14 protein-coding genes, 1 pseudogene and 1 riboswitch are annotated in these 17,659 nt (G+C 59.4%); of the genes and pseudogenes, 10 read left to right on the top strand and 5 right to left on the bottom strand.

Annotation, left to right across the window (positions count from 1 at the left end):
* Positions 1-546: 546 nt before the first annotated feature.
* Positions 547-759: riboswitch (cobalamin riboswitch) on the top strand.
* A 99-nt stretch (positions 760-858) separates the two neighbouring features.
* The 4 genes from cobW (at position 859) to AD669_RS14295 (ending at position 7,588) form a co-directional block, all read left to right on the top strand.
* Positions 859-1,932 carry a cobalamin biosynthesis protein CobW gene (cobW, locus tag AD669_RS14310; RefSeq protein WP_053120831.1) on the top strand — a complete coding sequence of 358 codons (1,074 nt, stop codon included), beginning with the start codon at positions 859-861 and terminating at the stop codon, positions 1,930-1,932.
* A 3-nt stretch (positions 1,933-1,935) separates the two neighbouring features.
* On the top strand, positions 1,936-5,784 hold the full coding sequence (gene cobN / locus AD669_RS14305) for a cobaltochelatase subunit CobN (protein ID WP_053120829.1): 3,849 nt from the start codon (positions 1,936-1,938) through the stop codon (positions 5,782-5,784).
* Positions 5,785-5,921: 137 nt separating this feature from the next.
* Positions 5,922-6,923 carry an ATP-binding protein gene (locus tag AD669_RS14300; protein WP_053120954.1) on the top strand — a complete coding sequence of 334 codons (1,002 nt, stop codon included), beginning with the start codon at positions 5,922-5,924 and terminating at the stop codon, positions 6,921-6,923.
* A complete protein-coding gene (locus tag AD669_RS14295) occupies positions 6,905-7,588 on the top strand; it encodes a VWA domain-containing protein (RefSeq protein WP_256218863.1) in 684 nt (227 codons plus the stop codon). The genes AD669_RS14300 and AD669_RS14295 overlap by 19 nt, the downstream gene beginning before the upstream one ends.
* Before the next feature lie 202 nt (positions 7,589-7,790).
* On the opposite strand, the gene AD669_RS14290 is transcribed toward AD669_RS14295, so the two are convergent.
* On the bottom strand, positions 7,791-8,108 hold the full coding sequence (locus AD669_RS14290; protein ID WP_008088645.1) for a YqjD family protein: 318 nt from the start codon (positions 8,106-8,108) through the stop codon (positions 7,791-7,793).
* Between the two features lie 153 nt (positions 8,109-8,261).
* Between AD669_RS14290 and AD669_RS14285 the strand changes: the two genes are divergently transcribed.
* A complete protein-coding gene (locus tag AD669_RS14285; RefSeq protein ID WP_053120827.1) occupies positions 8,262-8,516 on the top strand; it encodes a hypothetical protein in 255 nt (84 codons plus the stop codon).
* A gap of 4 nt (positions 8,517-8,520) precedes the next feature.
* Here AD669_RS14285 and AD669_RS14280 read toward each other — a convergent pair whose 3' ends face one another.
* Positions 8,521-9,435, bottom strand: a complete 915-nt coding sequence (locus tag AD669_RS14280) for a LysR family transcriptional regulator (protein ID WP_053120825.1) — start codon at positions 9,433-9,435, stop codon at positions 8,521-8,523.
* An 84-nt stretch (positions 9,436-9,519) separates the two neighbouring features.
* On the opposite strand from AD669_RS14280, the gene AD669_RS14275 reads away from it, so the two are divergent.
* Together AD669_RS14275 and AD669_RS14270 are read left to right on the top strand one after the other, a co-directional pair.
* Positions 9,520-10,443, top strand: a complete 924-nt coding sequence (locus AD669_RS14275) for a carbon-nitrogen hydrolase family protein (RefSeq protein ID WP_053120824.1) — start codon at positions 9,520-9,522, stop codon at positions 10,441-10,443.
* Between the two features lie 470 nt (positions 10,444-10,913).
* Positions 10,914-12,833 (top strand): tyrosine-protein phosphatase, encoded by a 1,920-nt coding sequence (locus AD669_RS14270; RefSeq protein WP_053120822.1) that lies wholly within the window; start codon positions 10,914-10,916, stop codon positions 12,831-12,833.
* A gap of 187 nt (positions 12,834-13,020) precedes the next feature.
* Here AD669_RS14270 and AD669_RS14265 read toward each other — a convergent pair whose 3' ends face one another.
* Positions 13,021-13,992 (bottom strand): AraC family transcriptional regulator, encoded by a 972-nt coding sequence (locus AD669_RS14265; RefSeq protein ID WP_053120820.1) that lies wholly within the window; start codon positions 13,990-13,992, stop codon positions 13,021-13,023.
* A 268-nt stretch (positions 13,993-14,260) separates the two neighbouring features.
* Between AD669_RS14265 and AD669_RS14260 the strand changes: the two genes are divergently transcribed.
* The gene (locus tag AD669_RS14260) at positions 14,261-15,064 is read left to right on the top strand and encodes a 2OG-Fe(II) oxygenase (protein ID WP_053120818.1); all 804 of its coding nucleotides are present in this window, start codon (positions 14,261-14,263) and stop codon (positions 15,062-15,064) included.
* A gap of 166 nt (positions 15,065-15,230) precedes the next feature.
* On the opposite strand, the gene AD669_RS14255 is transcribed toward AD669_RS14260, so the two are convergent.
* Positions 15,231-15,791 carry a hypothetical protein gene (locus AD669_RS14255; protein WP_053120816.1) on the bottom strand — a complete coding sequence of 187 codons (561 nt, stop codon included), beginning with the start codon at positions 15,789-15,791 and terminating at the stop codon, positions 15,231-15,233.
* Positions 15,792-15,852: 61 nt separating this feature from the next.
* On the opposite strand from AD669_RS14255, the pseudogene AD669_RS28465 reads away from it, so the two are divergent.
* A pseudogene (locus AD669_RS28465) lies at positions 15,853-15,965 on the top strand (IS5/IS1182 family transposase); the annotation flags it as partial.
* Here AD669_RS28465 and AD669_RS14250 read toward each other — a convergent pair.
* A complete protein-coding gene (locus tag AD669_RS14250) occupies positions 15,962-16,516 on the bottom strand; it encodes a YkgJ family cysteine cluster protein (RefSeq protein WP_053120814.1) in 555 nt (184 codons plus the stop codon). The pseudogene AD669_RS28465 and the gene AD669_RS14250 sit on opposite strands and share 4 nt — an antisense overlap.
* 695 nt (positions 16,517-17,211) lie before the next feature.
* On the opposite strand from AD669_RS14250, the gene AD669_RS14245 reads away from it, so the two are divergent.
* Positions 17,212-17,577 carry a DUF6124 family protein gene (locus tag AD669_RS14245; RefSeq protein ID WP_053120812.1) on the top strand — a complete coding sequence of 122 codons (366 nt, stop codon included), beginning with the start codon at positions 17,212-17,214 and terminating at the stop codon, positions 17,575-17,577.
* Positions 17,578-17,659: the final 82 nt, after the last annotated feature.

Raw genomic sequence — 17,659 nt, 5'->3', positions numbered from 1 at the left:
ATGCGACCACCTGTAGGAGCTGCCGAAGGCTGCGATCCTTTGACTTTGTCTTTTAAGAGCAAGATCAAATGATCGCAGCCTGCGGCAGCTCCTACATGAGTTATCGGCTGTGCTTTTGTTCGCTGGCGAAAGCAGGCTGGCAGCCAACCCATCTTTCGAAGCAAACCCCTGTAGGAGCTGCCGAAGGCTGCGATCTTTTGATCTGCTTTGGCTTTTGATCCGGCTTTTGATTTTCAGCCCCTTCGGCAGGCCGAGTGTAGGTGTCCATCCGGAGATCAGGCGCGTAGCGCCGTGCGGCGTAGCCGCACACATCGAGAGGAGGTGCAGCGAAGCAAACCGTAGGCGATGTCCCCGGATGGACACCGTAGCGAGGGAACACTGAGCCTCAGCGAAGTGCCGTACGCCGGGGCCAAGCCTTTTGCTTACTTTTCGGCGTCTGGAAAAGTGAGTCGCTGTAAGAGCGAAACCGCCAGCAGCCATCACCGAAGCAATGGATAGGCTCACATAACCAAAACCCAACCCCATTGACCGGTCACCACCCGATGCGTAGCCTTGCGCATTCGAGGTTCTTCGGCCCACGCCGAAGCTAAGAAGGGAACGCGGTCAATGCCGCGGCTGCCCCCGCAACTGTGAACGGCGCTGTTCGCTGCCACGCCACTGCCAGCTCAACCCATGAGCCAGCGGGAAGGCGCAGCCAACGCCAGGCCCCGCGCCTGAACGCCGTCAGCCAGGAGACCTGCCTCGTCACAGATTCTCAATTTCAACCGGGCGGGGTGATCCGGTGGCGAACTCTCCGGGCACGCACGCGCGTTGCCGGTTCTCGTCCCGTATGCCCGCCGCTTGCCAAAGGGCATACCGATGAAAACACTGGCCAAACTCCCCGTCACCATCGTCACCGGCTTCCTCGGCTCGGGCAAAACCACGCTGCTGCGGCACATGCTCGACAACGCTCAGGGCCGGCGCATCGCGGTGATCGTCAACGAGTTTGGCGAGTTGGGCATCGACGGTGAAATCCTCAAGCAATGCACCATCGGCTGCAGCGAAGAAGAAGCGGTTGGCCGCGTGTACGAACTGGCTAACGGCTGCCTGTGCTGCACCGTTCAGGAAGAGTTCTTCCCGGTGATGCGCGAACTGGTCGCCCGTCGCGGCGACCTCGACCACATCCTCATCGAAACCTCGGGTCTGGCCCTGCCGAAACCACTGGTGCAAGCCTTCCAGTGGCCGGAAATCCGCAGCGCCTGCACCGTTGATGCAGTGATCACCGTGGTCGACAGCCCGGCTGTGGCCGCTGGCACCTTCGCCGCGTTCCCGGATCAGGTCGACGCGCAGCGCAAACTCGACCCGAACCTCGACCACGAGTCGCCGCTGCACGAATTGTTCGCCGACCAACTGGCCAGCGCCGACCTGGTAATCCTCAACAAGGCCGACCAGACCAGCCCGGAAGACCTCGCTCGCGTTCGCGCTGAAGTCGCCGAAGAATTGCCGCCCGCCGTCAAAATCATCGAAGCCAGCAACGGTCGTGTGCCGCTCGACGTGTTGATCGGTCTCGGCGCCAGTTCCGAAGAGCACATCGACAGCCGCCACAGCCATCACGATCACCACCACGGTGAAGGCGATGACGATCACGATGACCACGATCACGACGCCTTTGATTCGATCTCCATCGAACTGCCGCAAGCCGACGAAAGCCTGTTGCTCGACGCCCTGACGCAACTGGTGGTGAAGCACGGCATCCTCCGTGTCAAAGGTTTCGCGGCGATTCCGAACAAGCCAATGCGTCTGTTAATTCAGGGCGTGGGCACGCGTTTCGACAAGCATTTCGACCGTCAGTGGGGCGCCGATGAAGCGCGCGTGACGCGTCTGGTGTTGATCGGTCAGGAGCTCGACGCGGCGCAACTCGAAGCGCAACTGCGCGCCGCGCTCAGCGTTTAAACCATGCACCTGCTCAGGACTCAGCCCGGCGGTTTCGTCTCGGATGACAACATTGCCGATCTTGGCCAAACCCCCGCCGAGCTGGTGATCCTGTGCAGCGGCGACTCGAGTCTGGCGCTGCTCGCCGAAGCGGCGCAGCAGTTGCCTGAGGATTATCCGAGCCTGCGTCTGGCCAATCCAATGCAGGTGCAGAATCACGCTTCGGTCGATTTGTACGTCGATGAAGTGCTGCGCCACGCCAAGGTGATTTTGATTTCGCTGCACGGCGGCATCGCCTATTGGCGGTATGGCGTCGAGCGTCTGGTCGAGTTGGCCGAACGCGGTGTGCAGGTGATTCTGGTGCCGGGCGATGACCGGCCTGATCCGGAGCTCAGCGACTTGAGCACCGTTAATGCCGAGGATCGCGACCGCCTCTGGCAGTTCTTGCGTCAGGGCGGTCTGGGCAATGCGCTGGATTTCTTTCGTTGCATGGCCAACCGTTGGCTCGCCCGTGATTACTCGTGGGATGAGCCGCAGACCCTGCCGCGCACGGCGATTTACCACCCGACTAAAAACACCGCTGCACTGAGTGACTGGCAAGCCGAATGGCTGCCTGAGCAACCGGTCGCGGCGGTGCTGTTTTACCGCTCGCATTTGCAAGCGGCGAATACCGCGTTCATCGATGTGTTCTGCCAGCGCTTGCAAGCGGCGGGTTTGAATCCGCTGCCGATCGCGGTGGCCAGTTTGAAAGAGCCCGCCTGCCTCGCGGTGGTCGAGGATTGGCTGGATGAAGTCGAGGCGGGGGTGATTTTGAACACCACCGGTTTCGCCCAGTCCAGCCCCGAAGCGCCGCACCTGCGGCCGTTTCGCCGCAACATTCCGGTGATTCAGGCGATCTGCGCGCAGGACAACGAGCCCGGTTGGCGCGACAGCGAGCAAGGCCTCGGCCCGCGTGATCTGGCGATGCACATTGCCTTGCCGGAACTCGACGGGCGCATCATCAGCCGGCCGATCAGCTTCAAGGATCTGGCGTGGCGCAGCGAGCGCAGTCAGTCCGATGTGGTCTGCTATCGCGCGCAGCCTGAGCGCATGGATTTTGTCGCTGAACTGGCGCGGCGCTGGATCGATCTGGCGCAGGTGCCGAACGCTGAAAAACGCATCGCGTTGATTCTCGCCAACTACCCGACCCGCGATGGCCGCATCGGTAACGGTGTTGGCCTCGACACCCCGGCAGCGGCGCTGAATATTCTTCGCGCGTTGCAGGCCGAGGGTTATCCGATCTCGTCAGAGTTGCCGGGCAGCGGCACCGAGTTGATCCAGCAATTGCTCGGTGGCGTCAGCAACGATCTCGACACGATTGACCTGCGCCCGTGCCAGCAAAGTCTGGCGATGGACGCTTATTTAGCGATGTTCAATGCGCTGCCGGATGCGAATCGCGCGGCGGTAATTGAGCGCTGGGGATCGCCACAAAACGATCCGATGTGCCGCGACGGCCGCATGATGATCGCCGGTCTGCGCTTCGGCCTGACCTTCGTCGGCATTCAACCGGCGCGCGGTTATCAGGTTGATCCGAGCGCGGTTTATCACGATCCAGATCTGGTGCCGCCGCACGGCTATCTGGCGTTCTATTTCTGGTTGCGCAACACCTACGGCGCGCACGGCGTGATCCACGTCGGCAAGCACGGCAACCTCGAATGGCTGCCGGGCAAAGGCGTCGGGCTCTCGGAGAGTTGCTGGCCGGACGCGCTGCTCGGGCCGCTGCCGAATATCTATCCGTTTATCGTCAACGATCCGGGCGAGGGCGCCCAGGCCAAACGGCGCACGCAAGCGGTGATCATCGACCACTTGATGCCGCCGCTGACCCGCGCCGAAACCTACGGGCCGCTGCGCAATCTGGAACTGTTGGCCGACGAATATTACGAGGCGCAACTGCTTGACCCGCGCCGCGCCCGTGAGTTGCAGCGCGACATTCTGCAACTGGTGCGCGACACGCAGATTGATCGTGAATTGCAGCTGGATGCCGGGCTGGACAGTGACGCCGATGCGGCGATCTGGTTGCCGCGTCTGGACACGTATTTGTGTGATCTGAAGGAATCGCAGATTCGCGATGGCTTGCATATTTTCGGCGAGTCGCCGACGGGGCGCTTGCGCATTGATACATTGTTGGCGTTGCTGCGGATTCCACGAGGTGACGGCAAAGGCGCGCAATCGAGTCTATTGCGAGCACTCGCCAAAGCGTTCGAACTGGGTTTCGATCCACTCGATTGTGCGTTGGCCGAGCCATGGACAGGCCCGCGTCCTGAAGCACTGCAATCGCAAAGCGACGAGTCCTGGCGCACCGCCGGCGACACCCGCGAACGCCTCGAACTGTTCGCCACGTGCTTAATTTTCGAATCCCTACAATCCCCCTGTGGGAGCGAGCTTGCTCGCGAAAGCGGTGGGTCAGATAAATCCATACCGACTGACACGACGCCTTCGCGAGCAAGCTCACTCCCACAGGAACCGCGTTGGGCGGAGGTCTGCGCAATCATCGAGAACCTGCGCGAAGTCGTCGCCCCACGCCTCGACGCCTGCGGCCCCGCCGAAATGCGTGGCCTGCTCGACGCCCTCAGCGGCCGCTTCGTGCCCGCCGGCCCCAGCGGCGCACCCAGCCGTGGTCGCCTCGACGTCCTGCCCACCGGGCGCAATTTCTACTCGGTCGACGTGCGCAACCTGCCCACCACCACTGCGTGGCGCATCGGTTTCCAGTCGGCCACGCTGATCCTCGAACGCCACCTGCAAGACCACGGCGATCACCTGCGCCAACTCGGCCTCTCGGTGTGGGGCACCGCGACCATGCGCACCGGCGGTGACGACATCGCTCAAGCCATGGCGCTGATGGGCGTGCGTCCGGTGTGGGCGACGGGCAGTCAGCGTGTCGACGATTTCGAGATTCTGCCGCTGAGCCTGCTCGACCGCCCGCGTGTTGACGTCACGCTGCGCGTCTCCGGATTCTTCCGCGATGCCTTCGCCAACCTGATCCGCCTGTTCGACGCCGTCGTGCAAGCCGTTGCCGCGCTGGATGAGCCGGAGGATCTCAACCCATTGGCCGCGAAAGTCCGCGCCGAACGCGAGGCGCTGCTGCAATCGGGCGTCGATGAAGACACTGCACGACGTCAGGCCGGTTGGCGGATTTTCGGCGCCAAACCCGGTGCCTATGGCGCGGGCGTGCAGGGCGCCATCGACGGGCGTTTGTGGCAAAGCCGCGACGATCTCGCCGAGGTTTATCTGAACTGGGGCGCGTACGCTTACGGCGGTTCCGACGAAGGCACCGCCGCCCGCGAACAATTCGTCCAGCGCCTGAGCCAGGTGCAAGCGGTTCTGCAGAATCAGGACAATCGCGAGCACGACTTGCTCGATTCCAACGATTACTACCAATTCCAGGGCGGCATGCTCGCCGCCGTCGAAACGTTGCGCGGCGAAGCGGCGGCCAGTTATCACGGCGATCACAGCCAGCCGGATCTGCCGAAGATCCGCACGTTGAAGGAAGAGCTGAACCGGGTGATTCGCTCGCGGGCAGCCAATCCGAAATGGATCGACGGGGTCAAGCGTCACGGCTACAAAGGCGCGTTTGAAATGGCGGCGACGGTCGACAACCTGTTCGCGTTTGATGCGACGACGCAGTTGATCGATGATCACCAGTACGCGTTGCTGGCGGATGCGTATTTGCTCGATCCAGCGACGCGGGATTTTGTCCGTGAGCATAATCCGCATGCGCTGCGTGATATGACCGAACGGATGCTAGAGGCGCAGCAGCGCGGGATGTGGCAGGAGCCGGGGGCTTATAAAGAGGCACTGGAGAATCTGTTGTTGGACATAGAAGAAAATATCTAGTGCGATTCCTTGTAGGAGTGAGCCTGCTCGCGATAGCAGTGTCTCAGTTAACTCGTTGTAGGCTGACACACCGCCATCGCGAGCAGGCTCACTCCCACAATTAAAAGCATTTCACCGACCATGACCGAGTAATGATGATGACCGACACCCCGCATTTCCCCCTCTCCGCCGTGGTCGGCGCCGATGACTTGAAACTCGCCCTGTGCCTCACCGCCATTGACCCGAAAATCGGCGGCGTGCTCATCGAAGGCCCGCGCGGCATGGCCAAATCGACCCTGGCCCGTGGCCTCGCCGATCTGCTCGCCAGCGGCCAGTTCGTCACCTTGCCGCTGGGCGCCACCGAGGAACGCCTGGTCGGCACCCTCGACCTCGACGCGGCCCTCAGCGATGGCCGCGCGCAATTTTCTCCCGGCGTTTTGGCCAAGGCTGACGGCGGTGTGCTTTACGTCGATGAGGTCAATCTGCTGCCCGATCACCTCGTCGATCTGCTCCTCGACGTCGCCGCCAGCGGCACCAACCTGATCGAGCGCGACGGCATTTCCCATCGCCACTCGGCGCGGTTTGTGCTGATCGGCACGATGAACCCGGAAGAGGGTGAGTTGCGTCCACAGCTACTCGACCGTTTCGGCCTGAACGTCGCCCTCAGCGGCCACACCGCGCCGACCGAGCGCGGGCAAATCATTCGGCGTCGGCTGGATTTCGACAGCGACCCGCAAGGGTTTTGCGCGCAGTGGGAAACTCAGCAACAAACCCTGCGTGAGCGTTGCGAACATGCGCGAAGTGCATTGGCCAACATCCCGCTGGACGACGCCGCACTGGCGCAGATCACTGAGCGTTGCTTTGCTGCCGGCGTCGATGGATTGCGCGCAGATCTGGTGTGGCTGCGCGCCGCTCGGGCGCACGCGGCATGGCGCGGTGCAGAGGCGATCAGCGAAGCGGATATCGACGCCGTTGCTGAATTCGCACTGCGCCATCGCCGTCGTGAGCAGTCCGCGTCGAGTCCGCAACAACCACCGCAATCGCCAAGCGATGCTCAGGCTGAACCAAGCGAAGGGCAGGGGCAGTGGGGCGACATGCCCGCGCCGGCCCTCGCCACCGGTGCTCGCCGCGAAGTACCGAGCTGGCCAAAAAAGCTTTAGGCATTCGCCCCCGATCCGACGCGGGGGCGGATGCCAGACCCCGCGCTGGTCGGCTGGACAACGGACGCCAAGGCAAACGCCACGCCGCACGCAGCGGTTTGGTGAACTGGCCGGCGACGCTGCTCAACGGCCGCCCGCAAACTCGCGCCGATTTATTGTTTCAACTGCGCACCCGCACGCCGCATGAGCTGTGGCTGGTGATCGTCGATGCCTCGGCGTCTACCCGCCGACATCAGGCCTTGAGCGATGCCAAAGGTCTGCTCGCGCAACTGTTCGATGATGCTTATCGCCAACGCGCGCGGTTGGCGTTGCTGACGGCCAGCGGATCGGCGCCGAAGTGGCAGGTGCAGGGGTTGAAGGCGTCCAGCGGCTTGCGCGTTTGGCTTGATGCTTTGGGCGCCGGCGGTGGCACGCCGTTGGTGGCGGCGTTGGCACAGGCGCAGCAATGGCTGACGGTGCGGCGCAAGCGTTTTCCGGCCGAGCAGCAGCGCTTGCTGGTGGTCACGGATGGGCGGTTGAAGGCGTGGACGGGATTACCGACGCTGGCGTGTCCGGGGCTGTTGATCGATATCGAGCGCGGGCCGATTCGATTGGGCCGCGCCCGGGAATTGGCGGCGGGGCTGGCGGCTGAGTATCGGCATATTGATGAGCTGCTATCGGTCTGACATTTGCGTTGTCTGATCGGGCCCCTTCGCGAGCAAGCCCGCTCCCACAGGGGTTTCGCGTACGACATAGATCCAATGTGGGAGCGGGCTTGCTCGCGAAGGCATCACCTCGGTCCAAAGCCTTGCACATAGAGCAGCATCCACACACAAAAATGCCAGTCAGCAAAAACTGACTGGCATTCGCTTCAATCGCGCAGAAAAATCAACGACGACCGAGCAGCAACCCAACCACCAGTCCAAAACCGGCCGAGATGGCCACGGTCTGCCATGGATGGCCGCCGATGTAGCTTTCGGTGGCGTCTACCGCAGGCTTGGTACGGTCGCGCACGCTGGACACCGATTCCAGTGCCTGCTGCAATTTTTGGGCGATTTGCCCGCGCAGGGTTTCCGCTTCCTCGCCAACCAGTGAAGCGCTGTTCTTCAGCAGTTTGTCGGATTCTTCGATCAACGCCTGAAGCTCACTGAAGGCTTGATCCTTGATTTGATCCTGGGCGGCTTGCACGGCGGATTTCCGGGCCATTGGGTGACTCCTTGCAGTTGAATGGACGTGATCAATGGAGTGCGACGGTGCGCGAAAAGTTGCACTGAATGTAGATCAACAGGCAAAACCTGCGCAGGAGATTTCCGCCGAGCGTGTAAGATGTCGCCATTTTACGCAGCAGGATAAATCCCCATGAGTTTCAATCTGGCCGACAAATCCCTCGCTGAGCGCGCGGCGCTCGAGGACGAGAAATCCCGTCTGTTCGAACTCTGGCAGAACAATCTGGGCAAAGCCAAAGGCGAAGCCGCGCGTTTGTTCGGCGAGCGCGGCAAGCGCAAAGGCAAATGGGCGGAATGGGTACGTTCGGAACTGGACACGATGTCGCCGCCGGAATTCGCCAACATGGTGCGCAGTGAAGTCAATCGCCTGATGGCGGCGAACAAGTAACGCCTCAGCCCGGTGTGAACGTGGCGGCAATCGCCTCGCGAACCTTCACCACCACTGGATCTATCTGTGTGCTGGTGCGCCAGCCGAGTTCGATCGGATAGCGCGGCAACGGCAGCGGGCAGGGCAGCAACGTCAGCCCGCTGATCGCCGCGATACTCTCGGCGGCGTGCGTCGGGATGGTCGCCACTGCCTGGCTGCCCTTGAGCAGATAAGGCAGCGCGGCAAAATGCGTGGTCGAGGCGCAGACCCGACGACTCAAACCCAGCGCCGCCAACCCCTCATCGGTAATCCCGATAAATCCCCCGGACGACACCAGCAAGTGCTCGCGGGCGACGAATTCCTGCAGATCGATCTGCTGCTGACCGGGCGCCAGGCTCGCCGGATCGACCAGGCACGCATAACCGCCTTCACCCAACACCTGACGACTGAGCAACCGCTCGGCAAAACCGCCGGCGGTGATCGCCAGATCAATGCTGCGCTCCATCAGATCGCGGGCGACGATCTGGCTGTGGGTCTGGCGGAAGATCAGGCGCAACTTCGGCGCGCTGCGGGCAATTTCCTCGATCAGGCGCCGGCCGTAGGCGATCTCGAAATCATCCGATAGGCCGACGGTTACCGAGCGACCCTCATACTGCTGCGTGGTCGGGTCGACCATCGCCAGACTCTGCCGACACTTGTTCAACGCCTCGCTGACCACCGGTTTCAACTGATTGGCTTTCAGCGTTGGCGCCAGACCGCGCCCGGTACGCACGAACAATTGGTCGCCATACACATCGCGCAAACGCCGTAACGCTGCACTGACCGCCGATTGCGTCACGCCCAGACGCAGCGCGGCGCGGCTGGCGCTGGACTCTTCATGCAGGGCTTCGAAGACTTTAAGCAGATTGAGGTCGACGGTGGCGATATTCATAAGGCTCATCTCATTCAGCAGTGAATCGGGCTTTATTCATGATCCCGTGCGGCCGGAGAATCAGCAACACCTGATCTTATGGAGTGAACTGACATGGCCAAATCAATTGTTGCTGCGCTGCAAATCGGCTCCTTGCCGGGTGGCAAAGGCGAAACCCTCGAACAGATTCTCAGTTATGAAGCGGCCATCGTTGAGTCCGGCGCGGCGTTGGTGGTGATGCCGGAAGCGCTGCTCGGTGGTTATCCGAAAGGTGAGGGGTTTGGTACGCAATTGGGTTACCGCTTACCGGAAGGGCGCGAGGCGTATGCGCGGTATTTTGCCAACGCCATTGATGTGCCGGGTGTCGAGACTGAGGCGCTGGTCGGTTTGTCGGCGCGCACTGGCGCCAATTTGGTGATCGGCGTGATTGAGCGCGCGGGCAGCACGTTGTATTGCACGGTGCTGTATATCGATCCGCACGAGGGTTTGGTCGGCAAGCACCGAAAGCTGATGCCGACCGGTACGGAACGGCTGATCTGGGGCAAGGGCGATGGCTCGACGCTGCCGGTGCTCGACACGCAGGTGGGCAAGCTCGGCGCGGTGGTCTGCTGGGAAAACATGATGCCGCTGCTGCGCACCGCGATGTATGCCAAGGGCGTAGAAGTGTGGTGCGCGCCGACGGTTGATGAGCGTGAAATGTGGCAGGTCAGCATGCGCCACATTGCTCATGAAGGGCGCTGTTTTGTGGTGAGCGCGTGCCAGGTGCAAGCGTCGCCGCGCGAGTTGGGTGTGGACGTTGCCAACTGGCCCGCCGAGCGCCCATTGATTGCCGGCGGCAGCGTGATCATCGGGCCGATGGGCGACGTTCTGGCCGGGCCGCTGCGCAATGAAGCCGGGCTGATCAGCGCAGAAATCGACACGGATGATTTGATCCGCGCGCGTTACGACTACGATGTCGTCGGCCACTACGCCCGCCCGGACATCTTCGAACTCAGCGTCGACGAACGCGCCAAACCAGGCGTGCGGTTCACCCAATAACCCCAAACCACCGCGGACTTTGTAGGAGCCGAGCTTGCTCGCGAAAGCGGCGTGACAGCCAGCATCACCGTCACTGACCCACCGCCTTCGCGGGCAAGCCCAGCTCCTACAATGTTCGGCGGTGCTCATACATCCATCAGACACACACACAATCCCTGTAGGAGCCGAGCTTGCTCGCGAAAGTGGTATGCCAGTCGACATCACCGTCGCTGACCCACCGCTTTCGCGAGCAAGCTCAGCTCCTACAATGTTCGGCGGTGCCCATACATTCAACAGACACACACAATCCCTGTAGGAGCCCGGCCAACAACCAACCCAACTGACACCCCAAAATTCAATCCCCCACAGCCCAATCACGCAGCAGACGGCCCAATCGCGCAGCCATTTCGCGACAAACCGAAACTGTCATATTCAGTATCACTTCGCTCCGCATAGTCAGCAGCCCAACGCTTAAACAATGAGGCTGCACCGTGTTTCAACGTCTTGTGTGTTCGCTGTCCGTACTGAGCCTGTCCATCGCCGCTGCTCACGCTGCCGAGTCCGTGCCCCTCGACACGCCGCGCTTGAAAAGCATCGACAACTTCCGCGATGTCGCCGGCATCACCACTGGCTATTCCACCGCCCACGACGGCACCATGCGCGCGGGCGTGTTCTACCGCTCCAACGCGATCACGCCGTCGGCGGCGGACTTGGCGACGCTCAACAGCCTTGGCATCAAAGCCGTCTACGACCTGCGCACCCCGAGCGAAATCGCCGGCACGCCCGACACCATGCTCAACGGCGCGAACTACCAAAACATCGACATCATCGGCGCCACCACCTCCGGCTCGAACATCACCAACATCAGTTTCAACAGCGCCGCCGACGCCGTCGCCATGATGGAACAGACCAACCGTGCCTTCGTCAACGATGCCGGCATGCGCAGCCAGTTCGGCACGCTGTTCAACGCACTCGCCAGCGTCGACGCCGCGCAACTGTTCCACTGCACCGCCGGTAAAGACCGCACCGGCTGGACCGCCGCCGTGTTGCAAAGCATCGCCGGTGTCGACAACGCAACAATCATGGCCAACTACCTCGCGACCAACGACTACACCTCCGCGCGCGTCGCCGCCACATTGAAAGCGATGCCGCCAAGCATGGCCGCCGTCTACGGGCCGCTGCTCGGCGTGCAGGCCAGCTACTTGCAAGCCGGTCTCGACGAAGTCACCGCGCAATACGGCACGATGGACAACTACCTCAAACAAGGCCTCGGCCTCTCGCAGGAAACCATCTACGTCCTGCGCGGCAAACTCGTCGAATACAACAGCCTGCCGGGTCAGGCTGGGTTGATCGGCAACGCCGCTGCCGGCGCCGAACTGCTTCGCGAATTGCAGAACACCAATCTGTCCGGCACCTACAGCGCCTACAACTATTACCTGCAATCGGCCATCGACGCCGGCACCCTCGGCGGTGTCGAATCCCAGGTCGGCGGCCAGGTGCACGCCGACGCCGCCAGCTACTTGCTGCGTCAAAACGCGATGATCGAACAAGCCGCCGCACCGTTCGCTAGCGGCACCGACCTCAAAGTCGGCCAATACCGCTTGTGGACGACCGCGCTGGCCGGCTACCTCGGCACCGACGGCTCGTCCCACGCCGAAAGCAGCAACGAACACAGCCAAGGCCTGATGGTCGGGGTCACCCAACGCTTCAGCGAACAACTCAGCGCACGCGGCGGTTTCGGCTACAGCAAAGGCACCGTCGGCGGCGCGGGGGGCGAAGCTGACACCGACTTCACCTTCCTCAACGTCGGCGCCCGCTACGGCTTCACCAGCCTGGAACAAGGCCTGTTCGTCGACGCCAACGCCAGCGCCGGCTACATCGACTACGACAGCAAACGCGACCTCGGCGGCGGCCTCGGCTCAGCGAAGGGCGACACCCACGGCAACCTCACCGGCGCCACGCTGGCCCTCGGCTACCGCGCCCCGGTCAACGGCATGGTTTTCGAGCCGAGCCTGGGCTTTCGCATCAGCCACCTCGACCTCAACGGCTTCACAGAGAAGGGCAGCGAACTCGCCCTCGACGTCGACGACAACACCGCCACCCGCCGCAGCGCCGTCGCCAGCCTCAACGTCGGTTTCGCCCCGGTGGCGATGGGCGCATGGCAACTGGTGCCGGGCGTACAAGTGGGTTACGAACGCACACTGGGGGATAACGAAGTCGACAGCCAAAGCCACCTGCTAGGGCTGGATATCGAACAACGCGCCGCCTTCGACAACCGCGATCAGTTCACTGGCGGGGTCAACGTCATGGCCAACCTCGGCGCCCTGAGCCTGGGCGCAGAAGTGGGTGCCAATGGCGGCGGCGACAGCCACGGCTTTAACGGCGGCCTGAAAGCCAGCTACGCCTTCTAAAAACCCAAGGTCAAGGACGACCCCAAAATCTGAGAGCCAGACTCAAATCCATAAGCCTGATACAAAACCTGTGGCGAGGGGATTTATCCCCGATGGGGCGCGCAGCGGCCCCAAAGAATCAGGCCTGCTCCGCAGTCCAACGGGGATAAATCCCCTCGCCACAATGGTGTCCCAGGCAAATAAAGGATCACCGCCGAGCCCGAAATTCCGCCGGACTAACCCCATAAGCCCCCTGAAAATACTGACAAAACCGCCCCACATTACTAAACCCAAACCTCAACGCCACCTCAGTCACCGACCCCGACTCCCGCCGCGCCAGCACCTCATAAGCCCGCTCCAGCCGCACCTGCCGCTGATACGCCACAATCGACGTCCCGACAAACCGCCGAAACCCCTCCTGCAACGCCCGCTGACTCACATTGCTCAACCGCGCCAGATCCACACCACTCACCAACTGCTCCGGATGCGCCTGAATAAACTCCACCGCCAACTTCACATGCCGTGGCGCGACCATCGGCGCCGGCCGCCGCAACGCCTCGGTAAAATTGTGCGGCCACGCCTCCAGCACCGCATCAATCAACATCTCGCGCAACCGCGACGGCATCAACGTCCCGCTGTTGATCAGCGCATCAAACTCCGCGCCCGTCGCCAGATCAATCAACGCCTTGATCCCCTGAAACGCCGCCGAGTCCAGATTCACACTCGGCTCAAACACAATCCTCTCCAGAATCGGTTTACCCAACAGCGCCGACAACCGCTCCGTCAACTGATGCCTATTCACCGAAATCCCATGATGCGCATGATCATCAAAAAACCGCATCGAGCGAATCTCAGCCTTATCAATCGCCAACCCAACCTGCGTGACGCCAACAGACTCCGTCGCATGGTTAAAAACAATCTTGCCCGCCGTAGGAATGACAAACGTAATCTCATCCTGCTGATCCGGAAAAGACACCGTGAAATCGCCGTGATAATGCATCCGCCGAAAACTAACACCATCGTGCCGCCCGTAAACCCCACCAATAATGATGTTCGACGGCAGCGGCGGATTGTCGGCATAGCGATTACCAAACAACTTCGAAAAAAGTGCACCGAAGTCATCCGAACGGAGGTTGTCGGAGCGCAGGATAATTTGCTGGCGAACGTGAGTCGGAAACACCGTGGCGGCACCTTCGTGTGGGGGCTCTAGGACAAGGGTGTAGGGGTAGGGCGCCGAGGAGATTAGCAGAGGAAATATGACCAGTTTGTGACAGTCAGAAACATGTGGTTACAGCGCCACAGCACGTTTCAGAAAAGTACACTCGGCAGGCCATTGCCGACATGGCAACCTGCTCGCCACTGTACCCAGCGAACAAACAGCGGCACCGCGCCGAGCGCCTGGCCCTGTTTGACGTGACCTGAAAGACTTGAAGAACATTGGAGCGGCAATGCAAGCCAACACGCAAACACTCCCCATCACCCTGACCCCGGAACTCGACTTCGACCAAAACGCCGCCAGCGCTTTCGGCGAATCGCTGACCAGCGAATACACCCAAGCCACGCCATTCCCGCACATCGTCATCGACAACTTCCTGCAAGCAGACGTCATCGCCAGCATCCGCGAACACTTCCCGGTCGAACCGACCAACAATGAACAAATCTACGAGCGCGGCTACAAAGGCCAACTCAAACGCCAGATCAGCCCCAACGCCTGCAGCCCGTACCTGAAGAACGTGTTCAACACCTTCAACTCCGCACCGATGCTGGAATTCCTCGAAAAACTCACCGGCATCCAAGGCCTGATTCCAGATCCTTACTTCGCGGGTGGCGGATTACACGAAACCAAAACCGGCGGCTTCCTGGGCGTGCACTCGGATTTTCGGCTGAACAAAAAGCTCAATGTTGAGCGGCGGCTGAACGTGATCATCTACCTGACTGAGGACTGGCAGGAGTCGTACGGCGGCAACCTGGAGCTTTGGGATGTGGGGATGAAGAAATGCCTGAAGAAGGTGCTGCCGGTTTATAACCGGTGTGTGATTTTTAATACGGATAAGGATAGTAACCATGGGCATCCGGAGCCGTTGACTACGCCTGAACACGTCACTCGGCGGTCGATTGCGCTTTATTACTACACGGCGAATGGGGCGGGTGGGGAGCAGGGGCAGAGGAATAAAACGCACTATAAGCCGCGGCCGAAGGATCGGTGGAGCGTGACGTACTACGTGGAAAAACTGTTTAGGAAGAAGGGGTGAGAGGCCACTAGTACAAGGACGCGGCCATATTTGTTTATGCGGGGGAGTAGCTCCCGCTAGGACTCCTTTCGGCCAGTTGCGGACGCTGGCCAACGATTAACCGAAGGGGCGGGCTTTAGCCAGTCTCAGGGAGCGAAGCGAACGATTTGAATCAGTTGCTATACGTTTATATGGATGCGTATTTTTTAATGTATCTGTTTAATATTTTCATGAGTTCTTCTTGGGCAGCATAGGAAGCGTCATATGCCTGAAAAAGATCACATTCATCAATGTTGTATGCGCGTGTAATATTCGAATCAATCTTTTTGTATTTTTCTATAGCGGAAATTATATCCTTATTCAGCAGCGGCCCATAAACGCTAACGGTATGCGCCAAATATTTGTCAAACTTTGAATATATAGAATTATCAGGTGTGAATTTGTGTTCTTCAGGAATGCCTTGCGCACCGTTGAAGGCATTATCAGATAGCTTTCCGGTTTGCGTCATTAAGTCGGATAACGTGGTGCTAACGTTAATTAGTGCGTCTTTGTTAACCTCCCAGCGCCGGCTTTCTCTTTGGCTTTTTACGGAAAGATAGTTAATAGCGACGGCGACCACAGTAGCAAGGGCGATTATGATGTTGGTTATTGTTTGAAATGTTAAGTTTCTATCTTGACTTTGAATGATATCAAAGCCAACCGTAGTAATAATTAGACCAAGAATCCCCCCGATCAATAAATTTATCAAACTATATCCTCTTGCGTATAACGATTATTAGGCGCCACAAGTGGCGTAGTGTTTTCCGCCAGAGAACCGCCCCATCGTCACGCGTTTCGACAAGCTTGCAAAAGCTACGCCGCAATGGTCTCGCTGGCTTGTTCCATGCGGTGTCTGCGACACCTTTTTTCAGACAAAGCCTAGGGTTGGAACTCATCTCTCAGGTCGACTTCTTCCCCTAGCATTATCTGCTCTATGTTGTGTGCTAGATATTCACCTAATTCATGATCAACAAGCACTTGATTCATCACAGGATTGAGTTGTTTAAAATCAAAAATCCAGTGTCTTTCGCCGCTCTCACAGTACTTGGGGTTGTCAAAAGTCAACATCGCTCTGCATACTAATGGGCGCACTTCGTATATCCCGCACGCCCCCTTCTCTATGTCTAACAGAGGGCAAAAGCGACCATTATCCCTAGCCTGAAAGCCACCAATATTGGTACGTATATTATCTAGCTCAACTGGTTTAACCGCGACTTTCTGAGCGCAGCAATGGAAACAACCAGACTTGCACACCGCTTGGCTTGAAGCATTGGCCATAAGGTTTTCAGACCATCTGTAAATGGCATTCAACTTATATAGTGCATCATGATCCTTGTTGGGGGCGAACGCCTCCAATATGGGATAAATCGATGCGTCGTCATTTGCAAACTCCATATATGGAGGTTTGCTTTCGTCGTAATCCTTATAATTCATGTTCAATCCTGAATCGATTTATTTTCCTAACTACACGACAAATATGGCTTAATGCTTTCCGTCACTTGTGCCTAATAGTGATCCTTGTTCATGTGTAACTCCCTGATTGGCTGAGTGGCACGCTAGAAACGCGACATTAGGCCAGGCGGTAAACGACGTGATATTGGACACACTACTTATGTATCGCCCGCATGTCCATGGTCTGCTTTTGGCCGAATGCAGTCGTTCGTTGTTTGGATCCGGCTCAACGTGAACTGAACCGTGTTGCAATTACAGCCTTAGCATGCTCGACGCTCCATGGGAGATGAGTGTTTCGCTCTGATTAAACGTAACGCTGCAGGCGCGTTTAAATTACACAAACCGTTACGCCATAAAGGCTACATCGCCTTGCGCCCTTGCCTACGCGCACCTCAGAATCCGCTGGCATACGCGACTATGGAGCGGGCTATATCGTGTACCTGTCACTGCAAAAAACAGTGATCGGGTTTGGTAGCCCGTATCTTGACGAACGTTCGGCTTCACCTTATGCAGTCTCTTTTTTGAGGCTCTGCCTTTATGGTGGCCATGCGTGGGGCTCCTCCGGGAGCGCCGGGTTTTCTCTGTCTTGACCGGTCTACCAACCCACGTATGGCCGCCACCCTTCGTTTGGTAGCGAAAGTGACGGCTCTTCATTCTTTCAAGAAAGAGGTGCTGTTATGTTCAAAGTTACTCCAAACCCACCGGACGCCGATCCGATCCCGTACGACCCATCGCTCGAACCTCAAAAGATAAAAGAGGCGACCGAACGCGCCATCAATTTCTACCTCAACCCCGACGCACTGAAACTCTCAATCCCTTCCCGCAAGACCAGCCAGATCTTCCTGGTCGATCCCGCCGTGGACGAAGAAACCCTGCTCGTCGAAGCTTGTGAATCGTTAGCCGCCGCCAGCGACATGGCGCGTGATATCGGCAATGACGTTGACAACTCACAACGCCGGGCGCTGTTGATGCTGCATCAGGTGATCATGCTGAGTGAGCTGATGGTCAATCGAGTTCTGGATGGCCGTCGCTTGCCGCACTAGCGATTTCGCCGCGATCGCCCTGTAGGAGCTGCCGCAGGCTGCGATCCTTTGATTTTTCGTTTGGTTGTAAGAAGAAGATCAA

Source organism: Pseudomonas sp. P1.31 (genome assembly GCF_001269815.1).
GTDB classification, from domain to species: domain Bacteria; phylum Pseudomonadota; class Gammaproteobacteria; order Pseudomonadales; family Pseudomonadaceae; genus Aquipseudomonas; species Aquipseudomonas rustica.
Note: the sequence above shows the minus strand (reverse complement) of the source record. Positions and strands in the feature narration are given on the sequence as shown.

What these genes read in the sequence shown, in the direction of transcription:
- cobW (WP_053120831.1), top strand. Translation starts at nt 859, where the DNA reads ATGAAAACACTGGCCAAACTCCCCGTCACCATCGTCACCGGCTTCCTC.
- cobN (WP_053120829.1), top strand. Translation starts at nt 1,936, where the DNA reads ATGCACCTGCTCAGGACTCAGCCCGGCGGTTTCGTCTCGGATGACAAC.
- AD669_RS14300 (WP_053120954.1), top strand. Translation starts at nt 5,922, where the DNA reads ATGACCGACACCCCGCATTTCCCCCTCTCCGCCGTGGTCGGCGCCGAT.
- AD669_RS14290 (WP_008088645.1), bottom strand. Translation starts at nt 8,108, where the DNA reads ATGGCCCGGAAATCCGCCGTGCAAGCCGCCCAGGATCAAATCAAGGAT.
- AD669_RS14285 (WP_053120827.1), top strand. Translation starts at nt 8,262, where the DNA reads ATGAGTTTCAATCTGGCCGACAAATCCCTCGCTGAGCGCGCGGCGCTC.
- AD669_RS14280 (WP_053120825.1), bottom strand. Translation starts at nt 9,435, where the DNA reads ATGAGCCTTATGAATATCGCCACCGTCGACCTCAATCTGCTTAAAGTC.
- AD669_RS14275 (WP_053120824.1), top strand. Translation starts at nt 9,520, where the DNA reads ATGGCCAAATCAATTGTTGCTGCGCTGCAAATCGGCTCCTTGCCGGGT.
- AD669_RS14260 (WP_053120818.1), top strand. Translation starts at nt 14,261, where the DNA reads ATGCAAGCCAACACGCAAACACTCCCCATCACCCTGACCCCGGAACTC.
- AD669_RS14250 (WP_053120814.1), bottom strand. Translation starts at nt 16,516, where the DNA reads ATGAATTATAAGGATTACGACGAAAGCAAACCTCCATATATGGAGTTT.
- AD669_RS14245 (WP_053120812.1), top strand. Translation starts at nt 17,212, where the DNA reads ATGTTCAAAGTTACTCCAAACCCACCGGACGCCGATCCGATCCCGTAC.